Here is a 13,912-nt window from a genome sequence, read left to right on the forward strand (position 1 = left end):
TTTTTCTAAATATCGAAACCGTCGAATCCGCCGTCGAAAAATCCGCCGCCGTCGCCGCCGCCGTCGCCGCCACCGAAGAGGCCGTCGAAGAAGCCTCCGCCGTCGCCTGCGTCACCGGCATCTGCACCGCCGCCACCGAAGTCGCCGCCAAGGTCATCTCCACCGAAATCGTCGCCACCGAAGTCTTCGGCTCCAAAGTCCTCGGTGCCGCCGAAGTCGTCAGCGCCGGTGCCCATGCCGCTGGCGAACTCATCAGCGCCGTAGGCAACACCGGCCATACCGTGGAAGAGGGTAGAGAACAGCAGCATCGAGCCTGCGGTCCAGACACCGGTGCGGAGCGCGGACTTCCACCATGGCTCGGAGTACCAACCGGCCGGAACCGGACGGCCAGCGACACGACCACCGGGGTAGTAGTTCGGAGTTTCCGGGGTGGCGTATGGAGAGGCGGTAACCGAGTGGCCTTCGTGCTCAATGGTGCGAGTTTCGGTCACAGAACCAGCGGCCTTCTGCCCCTCCAGCGGTGGCAGTGTCGGCCCCGCCGGCAGGCCCATAATTTCGCGAGCCGCATTGATGTAGTGCAGGCCCTCCAGCGCCGATTCGCGGGCCATTCGCGCCTGTGCCGGGGTGCGCGCAGTAGAAATCTGCGAGGAAGCGGCATTGTAGCGCTCGGATGCGTCAGCAAGAGCCTGCGTGGAAGCCGAATCGGTGCCAGCCAGGTTCAATACCTGTGAGCCCAGTCGCTCAATCCATCGGCGGGCGTCTGCGACGGCGTCTTCCAATTGATTGTTCTGGCGAGCATCAAAGGCCCTGTTAGAGCGGTTTTGAGCCATCGACGCGATGATAATTGCGCCGCCGACGGTGATCGCGATCAGGATTAAAGCCCCCATGGGCTAGGCCTCCAAAAAGGAAATTGCGGGTACTGCTTGTAATTACTTGAGATAACGCATGTAGAGCGAAAAAAGTTCCCGAGCTTACATATCTGTCCGACAGATGTAGCTCGGGAACCAGGAAATGATTGGGTATGGGTAGGTATCTATGATTCGGCGGAGTCGGTGCTCTTGGTGCGGCTCTTCCGATTGGCGTGCCATGCGCGAACTTCTTCGGAATCCCACAGGGTCAACCCATGAAGCTTCGCGACGGGTTCAGGAGCCTTCTTGCGGCCAGCGTAGCTGGTGAAAGTGCCACGTGCGGTGCCGGAAAAAGCAGCGCATTCGACCGCGGTCCATAGTTCGTGTCCAGTATCGGCATCGATAATGGTGGGCTTCATGGTGCCCAGAGTACCCGTAGCACTGGATCCTGAACAGAGGTCAGAAGAATTTCTGGTCCCCGGACGTCGGCTCAGAAAGTAAAAACCGGGAGCAATGCGCCCGGTTGCGTGGAGGGGATGACGGGAATCGAACCCGCGTCTTCAGCTTAGAAGGCTGACAAGTGGGGTTCCTAACGTGATTTTTGATTTTTTTTGGGGGGGGGGACATCGTCAACAACGGGCCGGGGCTCCGATTCGTTCCAGGGGGAGCGGATTTTTCGCGAACGATCCGGTTGCTCTACTCGGTTGCTTTACGACGACCCCGTCGACGCGCGAAACCCATAATAGTTTGTTTGAAAACCAAAAACTAGGCGTGATGTGTGACATAGGATGTCGGCATGTCAACCAATGTGCCTGCCAATGACCGAACTCTCCATCCTCAGCCGCGCACGTCGCCGCTCGCGAAGCCGTTGCATCACGACGTCGATCTGCGGGGTCTGCTGATCGGCACGGCGTCGGCCGCCGGGCAGATCGAGGGCGGTGACGAGAACAACGACTGGTTCGATTGGGCCCGCGAGCCCGGCAACATCGCCGATGGTTCGACCCCGCTGCGCGCCACCGACCACTGGAACCGGTGGCGGGAGGACAACGAGCTCATGGCGTCGCTGGGTCTGCCCATCGCTCGCATCGGCGTGGAGTGGGCGCGTATCGAACCGCGGCCGGGGGAGTTCGACCATGCGGTGCTGGATCGCTACCGTGAGGAGATTGCCGACCTGCGGGACAAGGGGATTCGTCCGCTGGTGACGCTCCATCACTTCGTCAATCCGCTCTGGTTCGCTCGGCGCGGCGGCTTCACCTCCGATGAATCGCCGGCGGCTTTCCTGCGCTATGCGGAGACGACCGTGCGGGCGCTCGACGACCTCGTCGACGAGTGGATCACCGTCAACGAGCCGAACGTGTACGCCACCCAGGCGCACATGTTCCGCTCGGGCCCGCCGGGCAACCGCTCGTGGGGCGACACGATGGCCGTGCTGCGCAACATGGCGGTGTCCCACATCCGCGGTTACGAGGTCATCCACGGCATCCAGGGGGATCGGGCGAAGGTCGGCATCGCCCACCACGCACGGGCGTTCGCGCCGCGCAATCCGCGCAACCCCATCCACCGCGGCCTGGCGCGGATCAATCGGCATCTGTTCCAGGACATCGTCGCCGACGCGCATCTGGCGGGGAAGTTCCATCCGCTGCTGGGCGGGGCGAAGGTCGGCCGCGGGTTGCCGTCGGGCCGCCACCACGACTTCCTGGGCCTGAACTACTACTCGCGCACGGCCGTCGACAAGTTCGACGACGGCACCTTCGTCGGGGCTCCGGTCAACGACCTCGGGTGGGAAATCCACCCCGAGGGCCTGGTCGAATGCGCCCGCGACCTGAACGAGCGTTTCGGCGGACCGGTCTGGATCACCGAAAACGGCACCTGCGATCTCGGCGATCTGGAGCTGTCGGTCGGTGGCGTGGACGCGGGCGTCGAAAAGCCGAATCCGGCCGGGGACTACGCCAACCCGGACGCCGGGGCTGCCGACCGCAGGCTGGAGTCGTTCCGGCCGCGGTTCATCCTGGAGCACCTGCGGGCCATCGCCGAGTCGGACGTGCCCATCGAGCGCTGGTACCACTGGTGCTTCGTGGACAACTGGGAATGGGCCGACGGCGAAGAGCCGCGATTCGGCATCGTCCACCTGGACTACGAGACGCAGGAACGGACGATGAAGCCGTCGGGCCACCTGCTGGCCGAGCTGGCCCGCACCGGGCGGATCACCCCGGAGCTGCACCGGCGCTACACCGCAGGCCGTCGTTACCCCGTCGCGGACGAACACACCGACCCCAACGTGCGGGCGCAGCCGCCGGAGCCGGATGGGGTGCAGGGATGAGCTCCTCCGAACGCGCCATCTCCGACGTCGGGCGTTTCACCGCCGACCCCGCCCAGCGCACGCCGGTGACCACCGGCTGGATCGTGCGGTACGGCCTGCTGTACCTGGGGCAGAACATCTCGTGGGCAGCGCCGACGCAGCTGTTGTTGGCGCAGCAGATCCTCATCTGGCATCCGGGGGAGAAGGAGGAGAAGTTCGCGCTCCTCATGGCGGTCGGCGGGTTCTTCTCCATCATCGGGCATCCGCTGGCCGGGTGGTTGTCGGACCGCACGGACACGCGCTGGGGCCGCCGCGCCCCGTGGATCCTCTTCGGCGGACTGGCGGCGGCCGGGTCGCTGGTGTTCCTGGGCGCCGCGCCGAGCTTCATGGCGTTGACCATCGGGTGGGCGGTGTTCCAGCTGGCCATCGCGGCGTCAATCAACGCGGCCCAGGCGGTGGCGCCGGATACGGTGCCGGACAATCAGTACGGCGTGGTCTCGGGTGTGCTGGGGCTGACGTACACCCTCGGCGTGGTGCTGGGCACCGTCGTGGCCACGGTGTTCGACCTGGGGCTGGCGTACATCGTCACCGCGGCGCTGCTGCTGGTGCTCATCGGCCAGTTCCTGCCGGGCTTCCGCGACGTGTCCCGGGTGCGGTCGCAGGCGGCCGCATCTCCGGTGCTTGACGACGCCGGCGGGGACGCTGACGCCGTGGTGCCCGCCGTCGCCGAGGTGCCCGGAGGGCTCTACCGCGACTTCACGTGGGTGTTCATCGCCCGGTTCCTGGTGACCACGGGCAACTCGGTCGCGTTGTTCTACCTGTTCTATTACCTGCGCGATCACATCGGCCACCCCGATCCGGATGCCGGCGTGCTCGTCCTCACCGGCGCGTATGCCCTGTGCGTCATCGTCACCGCGATCCTGTCGGGCAAAGTGTCCGACAAGATGGGCAAGCGCCGGGTGTTCGTGGCGTTGTCGTCGATGGGCGTCGCCGGGGCCTGCGCGATCATGGCGTTCGCCGGGAGCTTCGCCATGGTCGTCGGCGCGGCGGTGCTGTTGGGTCTGTCGTGGGGCGTGTTCATGGCCGTCGATCAGGCCCTGATCAACCAGGTGCTGCCCAAGGCCGATGAGCGCGGGCGTGACGTGGGCGTCATGAACCTCGCCGTCGCCGGCCCGAACATGGCCGCCCCGGTGCTCGCCGCCTTCGCGTTGGCGAACCTCGGCGGGTACCCCGGCCTGTACGTTTTCGCGGGCGCGCTCACCGCCGTCGGTGCGGTGCTGGTGTACCGGGTGCGGTCCGTGCCCTGATCTCCGTGCGTTGAACAGCGTGCGGCCGGTGCCCTAATCTTCGTGCCTTGAACGGCGTGCGGTCGGCGTTACGGTTTGATACCGTTCGTTGCAGTCGATGAAAGGTGTTTATCCCCGTGCGCCCCACGAAGAAGTTGTCCCCCGCCGCATTCGGCGCAGCGTCCCCCGCCGTCTCCTCTGTGGAGACCGGTGCCGAGGCCCGGTCCGCGAGCCGAGTCTCAGCGGCCCCGTCGTCCCGGACGTCCTTCGTCCGCAGGGCGTTGGCCCCGGTCACGGCGCTCGCGCTGGCGGGCACGTTGCTGTCGGTGCCGCAGGCGTCGGCCGGCGGCTCCGCCGGTCCGGCCGATCTCGGCGGGTTGGACTGGGGCGCGTGCCCGACCGCGGCGATGACCGCGCCGGGCACCGTGTGCGCGGACATCGACGTGCCACGTGATTATTCCGACCCGGAGGGCGCGACGATTTCCCTCACTGTCAGCCGGGTTCCGGCGACGGGGGAGCGCCGTGGCGTCATCGCAGGCAATCCGGGCGGCCCCGGCGGCGACGCGTTGGGAATGTTCTCCGACGAGGCCGTGAGGATGCCGACCGCCGTCCGGGAGCACTTCGACCTCATCGCCGTCGAGCCGCGCGGCCTGGCCTGGGGCACCCCGCTGAACTGCAACGTGGCGGACATCCCGATGACGGGTCTGCTCTCCGGGCAGGTCGGCGCGATGTACGCCTCCTGCGAAGCCAATGAACCGGGATACGCGGCGACCATCACCACGGAGAACACCGCTCGCGATCTCAACCATGTCCGCGACGTGCTCGGCCAGGACGTCATGCACCTCTACGGCCTGTCCTACGGCACGGATCTGATGAGCACGTACGCGACCCTGTTCCCGGACAAGACGGGCCGGATGGTGCTGGATTCCTCGGTCGATCCTGCCGACCGTTACTTTCGGCTCGGAGACTCGCGCGAGCCGTGGCGCCGCGAGGCTCTCAACGCGATGTTCCAGTGGATCGCCGACCGTGACGACGAGTACGGCCTGGGCACCACCGCCCTGCAGGTGTACGCGCGCTGGTCGCAGCGCATCAACGAGGAGGTTGGCGCGCCGGGTCAGGTCTACCCGCCGCCGACGCAGGTGGGCGACGTGCCCGCCGCCTTCGCCGACGACCCGGAGGCGTTCATGCAGCTGGCCGACGGCGTTCTGCCCGTCGCGTGGCGCAGCCATTCCTTCGCGGCGAACCTGATGCGCCCCGGCGCCGGCAATCAGTCGGTGCTGCTGCAGCAGACCTTCGCGGCGACGTACTCGGAGAGCATGTGGCCCGACATCGCCGACGCCGTGGTCACCGGCGAGGTGGAGACCCCCGAACTACCCGAGGGCGTGACCCCGGAAGACATGATGGCGCAGACCGAGGCGATGGGAACCATCGAGCGGGCGATCATCTGCAACGACAACGTCACCGCCGCCGACCCGTCCCGCATTCCCCGCACGTACCTCGACCAGTTCACCGGCGGCGACATCTTCCGCCTCAACGCCGATGCGCTGTCGTCGGGGCAGCTATGCCTCGGCTGGCCGGGGCAGGGCGCTGCCGTGGAACTCAGCGGCGACGCCCTCGAGTCGAAGCCGCTGCTGCTCCACTACGACCGCGATGCGGCGGTGACCGGCACGGGCGGCCGCGCGATGCAGGCGGTCATGGGCGGCGAGCTCATCGAGCTGCCGGGCCACGGCCACGGCGTGCTCGTCGCCCACAACGACGCCGACGAGATCGCCAACGTCGTCGCCGCCCACTACTTGGGCTGACCGGTCATGCCGGGCTGACCGGTCCGAGATTGGGCCGGCTACTTGCCCTTCGCCTCGTGGCCTTTCTGCCACTCGCGCACGTCGTCGGAGTTCCGCGGGTTCAGCCCGTGGAGCTTCGCCGCCGGCACCGGCGCTTTGCCACGGCCCGCATAGCTGGTGAACGTGCCGCGCGCGGTACCGGTGAACTCCGCGCATTCGGCGACGGTCCACAGCTCGACGCCGGTGTCCTTGTCGATGATGCGAGGATTCATGCCGCCGGGACTAGTTGTGCGTGACGACGGCAAAAGACCCGACATGACAGTGCCACCGACTTGTTACCGACGCTGTATGAAACCGTGACGCGCGCACGCGGTCGTGACATGCCTGTGACGGATTTCGGGACGGATCCCGTCAAAAAGAAGAACACCCTCCGACGCTGGCCGGAGGGTGCTTTCACATGGAGGGGATGACGGGAATCGAACCCGCGTCTTCAGCTTGGAAGGCTGAGGTATTAGCCACTATACGACATCCCCATAGACAGAAATCCGGTTTAGATGCGCACTCGCCTCAACCAGACCGTGTCTTGGTACAAGGCATATTAACTCGTTAAAGCGCACATACAAAAATCGATGCCAGGTTTTTCTCGAAGGATTTAAAGAAAAGTGGCTGTGGCCGGGAAAAACAGAAAATGAAACTAAAGCAATATGGGGTATATGAAACAGGCGTATAGCCGTTGATTACACTGTCACACGACTCAACAAAGGGGCAGTCGTTTTAGGCGGCTTCTTTGGGGAGTCGGCCGACGAATGGAGTGTTTGCAGTAAACGAGGCCGCCAAAAGCAGCGCCGAGGAGATGCAAACGCCCGGTGATATGCATGGATTTCATGAAACCAGTAGTAGTTGGCAGGTTGGCTCTCGATGGCGTCGTAAAGCGTTTTCAGACAGAGCATTAGCCTGGTTGAACGCGTGGTTTTGTGATTTCATTAATCGTCAGGTAAATCTATACGGGTCCGTTATGGAAACGCGATTTCGCGACTATGAGGGCCCCGGTGCAGATGCTCCAAAGGGGTTTCTGCTAGGTTTCGAATGACGCATACGGGGTATGGCGCAGCTTGGTAGCGCGTCCGCTTTGGGAGCGGAAGGCCGTGGGTTCAAATCCCGCTACCCCGACCAGTATCACGGGCACTCCCGTGGTCTATGAATTAATCATCGAGTTGCAGGAGAGTGCACCAGTGAAGTCTTCCGTTGAGAAGCTCAATGAGACCCGAGTGAAGATTACCGTCGAGGTCCCGTTTGATGAGCTGAAGCCAGAGTTCGACAATGCCTACAAGGCACTGGCTCAGCAGGTCCAGATTCCAGGCTTCCGTAAGGGCAAGGCACCGGCAAAGCTGATTGAGGCCCGCTTCGGCCGCGGCCCAATCCTGGAGCAGGTGCTCAACGATATGGTTCCGTCCCGCTACGACGAGGTCGTTCGCGAGGAGGACCTGAAGGTTATCGGTCAGCCTGAGGTTGACATCACCAAGCTGGAAGATGGCGAGCTCGTTGAGTTCACCGCTGAGGTTGACGTCCGCCCGGAGATCGAGCTGCCGAAGTTCGAGGACATCGCAGTTGAGGTTGACCCACTGGTCGCCGACGAGGAAGCTGTTGAGGCTGAGCTGCAGAATCTGCTCGCTCGCTTCGGCACCCTGACCGGCGTCGAGCGCGCAGTCGAGAAGGACGACTTCGTCTCCATCGACCTGTCCGCCACCATCGACGGCGAAGAGCTGGAAGAGGCTTCCACCGAGGGGCTGTCCTACCAGGTTGGCTCCGACGACCTGATTGACGGCCTGGATGACGCTGTTGTCGGCCTGTCCCAGGGCGAGTCCAAGGAGTTCACCACCAAGCTGGTTGCTGGCGAGCACGAGGGCGAGGACGCTCAGGTCACCGTTACCGTTCAGTCCGTCAAGGTCCGCGAGCTGCCGGAAGCTGACGACGACTTCGCTCAGATGGCTTCCGAGTTCGACACCATCGACGAGCTGAAGGAAGACCTGGCCCGCCAGGTCGAGAACACCAAGAAGGGTGAGCAGGCTCAGCAGGTTCGCGACAAGGTTCTGGCTGCCGCTATGGAGCAGACCACCATCGCTCTGCCGGAGGGCGTTGTCAAGGAGCAGGTCGAGGGCCAGCTGCAGCAGCTGCTGGGGCAGTTCGGCGGCGACGAGAAGGTTCTGAACTCTATGCTGGAGGCTCAGGGCACCACCCGCGAGCAGTTCGACGAGGACTCCAAGAAGTCCGCTGAGGAAGCTGTTCGCACCCAGCTGTTCCTGGATGCACTGGCTGAGGAGATCCAGCCGGACGTTTCCCAGCAGGAACTCACCGACCACATCCTGTTCACTGCTCAGTCCTACGGCATGGACCCGAACCAGTTCATCCAGCAGATTCAGCAGTCCGGCCAGCTCGGCAACCTGTTCGCAGACGTTCGCCGCGGCAAGGCTCTGGCTACCTCGATCCTGAAGGCTTCCGCCAAGGACACCGAGGGCAACGAAATCGACCTGAACGAGTACTTCGGTGAGGTCGAGCCGGAGGCTGAGAAGGCTGAGTCCGACAAGGCTGAGGACACTTCCGCTGAGTAAGCCCCGCAATTAGCGCGGCGCGTTCCTCATGCCGCAACGCTTATAGCGAACAAGGGCCGTTCCCGAAACAAAGGGGCGGCCCTTTTCGTTACCCTCTAATGAACGACAAAACTCGCACACGTACGAAAAAGGAGTACACAGATGAGCGATAACGCCCAGATGTCGACGAACACGGTTTTCGACAAGCTGCTCAAGGAGCGCATTATTTGGCTGGGTGAGCAGGTCGACGACGAGATTGCCAACAAGCTCTGCGGTCAGATGCTGCTCCTGGCAGCCGAGGACCCGGAGGCGGATATCTCGCTGTACATCAACTCCCCGGGCGGCTCCGTCACCGCCGGCATGGCCATTTACGACACCATGCAGTTCGTTCCGTGCGACGTGGCTACCTACGGCATGGGCTTGGCAGCTTCCATGGGCCAGTTCCTGCTCGCCGCAGGTGCTAAGGGCAAGCGTTACGCGCTGCCGCACGCCCGCATCATGATGCACCAGCCGTCTGCAGGTATTGGCGGTACCGCATCCGACATCACCATTCAGGCTGAGCAGTTCGCTGCCACCAAGAAGGAGATGGCTCGTCTGATCGCGCAGCACACCGGCCAGCCGGTCGAGCGCATTGAGGAAGACTCGGACCGCGACCGCTGGTTCACCGCGGCTGAGGCTAAGGAATACGGCCTGGTTGACCACGTCGTAACCGCCCTCAAGGACACCGCACGCTAAAAGCGGACAGTAGCGAATAATTAGAGGCGATTTAATCAACATGGAGATGAACAATATGCAGATGCCGCAGTCGCGCTACGTGCTTCCTTCTTTCGTGGAGCACTCCAGCTTTGGTGCTAAGGAATCCAACCCATACAACAAGCTCTTCGAAGAGCGCATTATCTTCCTCGGCTCCCAGGTCGATGACACCGCCGCTAACGACATCATGGCGCAGTTGCTGGTGCTTGAGGGCCTGGACCCGGATCGTGACATCACGATGTACATCAATTCCCCAGGCGGCTCCTTCACCTCGCTGATGGCCATCTACGACACGATGCAGTACGTGCGTCCCGACGTGCAGACCGTGTGCCTGGGCCAGGCTGCCTCCGCGGCAGCCGTGCTGCTCGCTGCGGGTGCACCGGGTAAGCGTGCAGCTCTGCCGAATGCGCGCGTTCTCATTCATCAGCCGGCTACCCAGGGAATCCAGGGCCAGGTTTCCGACCTGGAGATTCAGGCGAACGAAATCGAGCGCATGCGCAAGCTGATGGAGGAGACGTTGGCTCGCCACTCCGGTCGCACTGCAGAGCAGATCCGCAAGGACACCGACCGTGACAAGATCCTGACCGCTGAAGAGGCCGTCGAGTACGGCATCATCGACCAGGTCTTCGAGTACCGCAAGCACAACGCCTAAATGGGGACATGGTCTCTTTGGAGTGCTGCGCACTGGCCGTCGTAAAGCACCGGGCGAGATCGCGTGAAATTCGCCTCGCCCCTGGCGTGGAAGCCGGTATTTGCGCACACTCACGGTAGGCTGGTCTGAAGCAGTTATTGGCAACGAAGCGGAAAGGCGGCGGCGGGAGCCTCATGGCGCGTATGCAAGAAAGTGCGGATTTGCTGAAGTGCTCTTTCTGTGGAAAGAGTCAGAAGCAGGTCAAAAAGCTGATTGCCGGACCTGGTGTGTACATCTGTAATGAGTGCATCGAGCTCTGCAACGAGATTATTGAAGAGGAGCTCAACACCGGCGGCGAGGCAACTGGCAACGACGACCGCCTGCCGCGTCCGATGGAAATTCGCGACTTCCTCGATGAGTACGTCATCGGCCAGGACATGGCAAAGCGCACCCTAGCCGTCGCGGTCTACAACCACTACAAGCGCCTTCGTGCTGCAGAGACCAAGTCGGACAACGACGTCGAGCTACAGAAGTCGAACATTCTCTTGCTGGGGCCGACAGGCTGTGGCAAGACCTACCTGGCACAGACGCTGGCTCGCAAGCTGGATGTGCCGTTCGCGATCGCTGACGCCACCAGCCTGACCGAGGCCGGCTATGTCGGTGAGGACGTGGAGAACATCCTGCTGAAGCTGCTGCAGGCTACTGATTTCGACGTCGAGAAGGCACAGCGCGGCATCATTTACGTCGATGAGATTGACAAGATTTCGCGCAAGTCCGAGAACACTTCCATCACTCGCGATGTCTCCGGTGAAGGTGTGCAGCAGGCGCTGCTGAAGATTCTCGAGGGAACCGTAGCCGCCGTGCCGCCGCAGGGTGGGCGCAAGCTGCCGAACCAGGAGTTCATTCAGTTCGACACTTCCAACGTCCTGTTCATCGTCGCTGGTGCGTTTGCCGGTCTGGAAAAGGTCGTTCAGGAGCGAGTCGGCAAGAAGGGCCTGGGCTTCGGAGCAGATGTCACCTCGGCTAACGACGAGGACATGAAGGATCCATTCCGCGACGTACTGCCGGAGGATCTCGTTCGATTCGGCCTGATTCCTGAGTTCATTGGCCGCCTTCCCGTTATCGCATCGGTCACCAACCTCGATGAGGACGCGCTGGTTCGTGTACTCACCGAGCCGAAGAACTCCCTGGTTCGCCAGTACCAGCACCTGTTCGACATGGACGGTGTGCGCCTTACCATCGACGATGAGGCACTGCGCGCCATTGCTGCCAAGGCGATTAGCCGCAATACCGGCGCCCGTGGTTTGCGCGGCATCATGGAAGAGATCCTGGTTCCCGTGATGTTCGAGGTACCAGAGCGTGACGACGTCGCGGAGGTCATTGTCCACAAGGAATGCATCACGGACGGTGCAGCGCCGGAACTCGTTGAACGCAGCGAGGATAAGAAGACTGCGTAAAGGTAGCTAAAAACCCGGTTAGAGTAGCCGCTCTAACCGGGTTTTTGATGTCTGTATGGAGCCCTAGTCGTCCATGCCGTAGATGTCGCGGTAATCCGGGGCATCGTCAGTAGTCAAGTCTTGAGTCTCTGGGTTGGGCTGATCGCCGTAGACCTCTGCGCCAAGCGCGGACGAGTTGGCGCCATGGGAGGCCAGCAGGGAAGTGTACGAGCTGCCCGGTTCGTTGCGAGGCGAGGACGTCAACAGGCTGGTCACAGTGTCCTGAGCGAACTCACGCAGCTTGTCCGACAACACTGTCGACTGCATTTCAATGCCGTAGAGGTTTTCAAAAGTCCGCTGGTGCAGGGTGGGGAAGGTGGCCAGCGACAGCACGAGAATATAAAGATCAAGTGCGGAAATATCAGTGCGGAATGCACCGTAATCGCGGCCGAGCAACAAGATGCGGTCAAACTCCAAAACAATTGGGCTCTGACCACCAAGCCCAGTCACGCCTTCTAGCGGCAGGACCGGATGTAGGTTTTCCTGGATGATGAACCGCACGGCGAGCGGGTTCGCCGAGAAGTAGTCATAGATAACACCGACCACATGCTGCAGGGCTTCCACCGGCACATTGGAGTGCGGGCGCAGGTCGTCGTCGTCAGGCCTTACGGTCTCCAGCACATGTGCCCACGTCGCCCTGTAGAGTCCCAACTTGTCACCACAGTGGTAGTGAAGCATGCGCTTGGAGACACCAGAGGCGGCAGCAATGGCATCCAAACGGGCATCTGCATACCCCTTTGCGGTGAATTCTTGAAGTGCTGCCACCAAGACTGCATGGGGGATTGCATCAGAGGAGCCTGGAGACTTCATGAAAATCCTTTGCTTGGACTAGAGAGAGACTAAGGGGTTTTGGCTATCTAACGGGGGTGAAATTGGTCAGTCGCGGACTTCTTTCTAGTGAAATGAGTACACGACCGTAAGTCATGCCTAATGCTATCCGTTTTTCAGAAATGGCCTGAGCGCATCGCCCCCGTCTGCGCCAATTCTGTAGTCGCATTAGAGTGGGCAGCGAATTGATTCTCTCTCGAGAAAGGCCTGAAGTGAACAAGACTCCCGTAAAGGTTGCAGTTACCGGCGCCGCCGGACAGATCGCTTACTCCCTGCTCTTCCGCATTGCCAGCGGTTCGGTTTTCGGCCCTGAGACCCCGGTTGAGTTGAACCTGCTGGAGATCACTCCGGCGCTGCACGCCACCGAAGGCGTCGCCATGGAGCTGTTTGACTCCGCCTTCCCGCTTCTGACTGGCATCAACATCACCGATGATCCGGCAAAGGCATTCGACGGTGCCAACGCCGCATTCCTGGTCGGTGCAAAGCCGCGCGGCAAGGGCGAGGAGCGCTCCGCACTGCTGGGTGCCAACGGCAAGATCTTCGGTCCGCAGGGTGCCGCACTGAACGATCATGCAGCAGACGACATCAAGGTTCTGGTTGTCGGCAACCCGGCCAACACCAACACCATGATTGCCGCTTCCCACGCTAAGGACATCCCGGCAGAGCGCTTCACTGCCATGATGCGCCTGGACCACAACCGTTCCCTGTCCCAGCTGTCGCAAAAGATTGGTGTTCCGACCACTGAGATCAAGAACATGATCGTCTGGGGTAACCACTCCGCAGACCAGTTCCCGGACATCACCTACGCCACCATTGCAGGCGAGAAGGTCTCCGACAAGGTTGACGCTGCATGGGTCGAGCAGGACTTCATCCCGCGTGTCGCGAAGCGTGGCGCAGAAATCATCGAGGTCCGCGGTTCTTCCTCCGCAGCTTCCGCTGCAGCTGCCGCAGTTGACCACATGCGTGACTGGGTCACGGGTACCCCAGAGGGCGAGTGGGTCTCTGTCGCACTTCCGTCCGACGGCTCCTACGGCATCGACGAGGGCCTGGTCGCTGGTGTTCCGTGCTACGCCAAGGACGGCGAGTGGGTTCGCGTTGAGGGCCTGGATCTCTCCGAGGTTCAGCGCGCTGGCATCGAGCGCAACGTCAAGGCACTGCGCGAAGAGCGCGAGGCTGTTAAGGACCTGCTGGTCTAAGAGCTGTTCAACGGCCGTTTAGAGGCGCTCTCTTGTGATGATTTCACAAGAGAGCGCTTTTATTTTGCGCGGTAATCACGGTTTGGTTCGGAGCGAGAATAAGGCTTGAATTCGGCGGTGCATAAGTCGCTGATAGCAGATATGGGTGGGGCGCAAGGGCCGTCGTAAAGCCCCTGGAAAACCAAATCCGGGCAAGGCGCTAAGAT

General features: G+C 62.2%; 12 protein-coding genes and 2 tRNA genes. 9 read left to right on the forward strand and 5 right to left on the reverse strand.

Annotated features, from left to right (window positions below):
* Positions 1-5: 5 nt before the first annotated feature.
* Together ADB08_RS03790 and ADB08_RS03795 are read right to left on the reverse strand one after the other, a co-directional pair.
* Positions 6-887, reverse strand: a complete 882-nt coding sequence (locus tag ADB08_RS03790; RefSeq protein WP_016422295.1) for a hypothetical protein — start codon at positions 885-887, stop codon at positions 6-8.
* Positions 888-1,033: 146 nt separating this feature from the next.
* Entirely contained in the window at positions 1,034-1,267 is a 234-nt protein-coding gene (locus tag ADB08_RS03795) for a hypothetical protein (RefSeq protein WP_048734899.1), read from the reverse strand.
* Positions 1,268-1,644: 377 nt separating this feature from the next.
* Between ADB08_RS03795 and ADB08_RS03800 the strand changes: the two genes are divergently transcribed.
* The 3 genes from ADB08_RS03800 to ADB08_RS03810 all read left to right on the forward strand — a co-directional run bounded on the left by ADB08_RS03800 (position 1,645) and on the right by ADB08_RS03810 (position 6,235).
* Complete coding sequence (locus ADB08_RS03800) at positions 1,645-3,168, forward strand: glycoside hydrolase family 1 protein (protein WP_049170990.1); 1,524 nt, start codon at positions 1,645-1,647, stop codon at positions 3,166-3,168.
* The gene (locus ADB08_RS03805; RefSeq protein WP_049170992.1) at positions 3,165-4,454 is read left to right on the forward strand and encodes an MFS transporter; all 1,290 of its coding nucleotides are present in this window, start codon (positions 3,165-3,167) and stop codon (positions 4,452-4,454) included. Before ADB08_RS03800 ends, ADB08_RS03805 begins: the two co-directional genes overlap by 4 nt.
* 260 nt (positions 4,455-4,714) lie before the next feature.
* Entirely contained in the window at positions 4,715-6,235 is a 1,521-nt protein-coding gene (locus ADB08_RS03810; protein WP_126107929.1) for an alpha/beta fold hydrolase, read from the forward strand.
* Positions 6,236-6,273: 38 nt separating this feature from the next.
* On the opposite strand, the gene ADB08_RS03815 is transcribed toward ADB08_RS03810, so the two are convergent.
* Both ADB08_RS03815 and ADB08_RS03820 read right to left on the reverse strand, forming a co-directional pair.
* Positions 6,274-6,486 (reverse strand): hypothetical protein, encoded by a 213-nt coding sequence (locus ADB08_RS03815; protein ID WP_048735147.1) that lies wholly within the window; start codon positions 6,484-6,486, stop codon positions 6,274-6,276.
* Between the two features lie 186 nt (positions 6,487-6,672).
* Positions 6,673-6,747 (reverse strand) — tRNA-Gly (locus tag ADB08_RS03820).
* 563 nt (positions 6,748-7,310) lie between these two features.
* On the opposite strand from ADB08_RS03820, the gene ADB08_RS03825 reads away from it, so the two are divergent.
* The 5 genes from ADB08_RS03825 (at position 7,311) to clpX (ending at position 11,643) form a co-directional block, all read left to right on the forward strand.
* Positions 7,311-7,387 (forward strand) — tRNA-Pro (locus tag ADB08_RS03825).
* A 59-nt stretch (positions 7,388-7,446) separates the two neighbouring features.
* Positions 7,447-8,823, forward strand: coding sequence for a trigger factor (gene tig / locus ADB08_RS03830; protein ID WP_049171025.1), 1,377 nt, complete (start codon positions 7,447-7,449; stop codon positions 8,821-8,823).
* 141 nt (positions 8,824-8,964) lie between these two features.
* Complete coding sequence (locus tag ADB08_RS03835) at positions 8,965-9,537, forward strand: ATP-dependent Clp protease proteolytic subunit (RefSeq protein ID WP_016422302.1); 573 nt, start codon at positions 8,965-8,967, stop codon at positions 9,535-9,537.
* Positions 9,538-9,583: 46 nt separating this feature from the next.
* On the forward strand, positions 9,584-10,207 hold the full coding sequence (locus ADB08_RS03840) for an ATP-dependent Clp protease proteolytic subunit (protein ID WP_369707172.1): 624 nt from the start codon (positions 9,584-9,586) through the stop codon (positions 10,205-10,207).
* A gap of 173 nt (positions 10,208-10,380) precedes the next feature.
* Positions 10,381-11,643, forward strand: a complete 1,263-nt coding sequence (gene clpX / locus ADB08_RS03845; protein ID WP_042388518.1) for an ATP-dependent Clp protease ATP-binding subunit ClpX — start codon at positions 10,381-10,383, stop codon at positions 11,641-11,643.
* A gap of 63 nt (positions 11,644-11,706) precedes the next feature.
* Here the strand turns inward: clpX and ADB08_RS03850 are convergent, their stop codons facing one another.
* The gene (locus ADB08_RS03850) at positions 11,707-12,492 is read right to left on the reverse strand and encodes a TetR/AcrR family transcriptional regulator (protein ID WP_016422305.1); all 786 of its coding nucleotides are present in this window, start codon (positions 12,490-12,492) and stop codon (positions 11,707-11,709) included.
* 230 nt (positions 12,493-12,722) lie between these two features.
* On the opposite strand from ADB08_RS03850, the gene ADB08_RS03855 reads away from it, so the two are divergent.
* Entirely contained in the window at positions 12,723-13,706 is a 984-nt protein-coding gene (locus tag ADB08_RS03855; protein WP_049170995.1) for a malate dehydrogenase, read from the forward strand.
* The last annotated feature ends 206 nt before the right edge of the window (positions 13,707-13,912 follow it).

Source organism: Corynebacterium sp. 239_CJEI (assembly GCF_001055995.1).
Lineage (GTDB): Bacteria > Actinomycetota > Actinomycetes > Mycobacteriales > Mycobacteriaceae > Corynebacterium > Corynebacterium jeikeium_D.

Excerpts from the sequence above, each read along its gene's own strand:
- ADB08_RS03790 (WP_016422295.1), bottom strand. The coding sequence starts at position 887 with ATGGGGGCTTTAATCCTGATCGCGATCACCGTCGGCGGCGCAATTATC.
- ADB08_RS03795 (WP_048734899.1), bottom strand. The coding sequence starts at position 1,267 with ATGAAGCCCACCATTATCGATGCCGATACTGGACACGAACTATGGACC.
- ADB08_RS03800 (WP_049170990.1), top strand. The coding sequence starts at position 1,645 with ATGTCAACCAATGTGCCTGCCAATGACCGAACTCTCCATCCTCAGCCG.
- ADB08_RS03805 (WP_049170992.1), top strand. The coding sequence starts at position 3,165 with ATGAGCTCCTCCGAACGCGCCATCTCCGACGTCGGGCGTTTCACCGCC.
- ADB08_RS03815 (WP_048735147.1), bottom strand. The coding sequence starts at position 6,486 with ATGAATCCTCGCATCATCGACAAGGACACCGGCGTCGAGCTGTGGACC.
- ADB08_RS03835 (WP_016422302.1), top strand. The coding sequence starts at position 8,965 with ATGAGCGATAACGCCCAGATGTCGACGAACACGGTTTTCGACAAGCTG.
- ADB08_RS03840 (WP_369707172.1), top strand. The coding sequence starts at position 9,584 with ATGAACAATATGCAGATGCCGCAGTCGCGCTACGTGCTTCCTTCTTTC.
- clpX (WP_042388518.1), top strand. The coding sequence starts at position 10,381 with ATGGCGCGTATGCAAGAAAGTGCGGATTTGCTGAAGTGCTCTTTCTGT.
- ADB08_RS03850 (WP_016422305.1), bottom strand. The coding sequence starts at position 12,492 with ATGAAGTCTCCAGGCTCCTCTGATGCAATCCCCCATGCAGTCTTGGTG.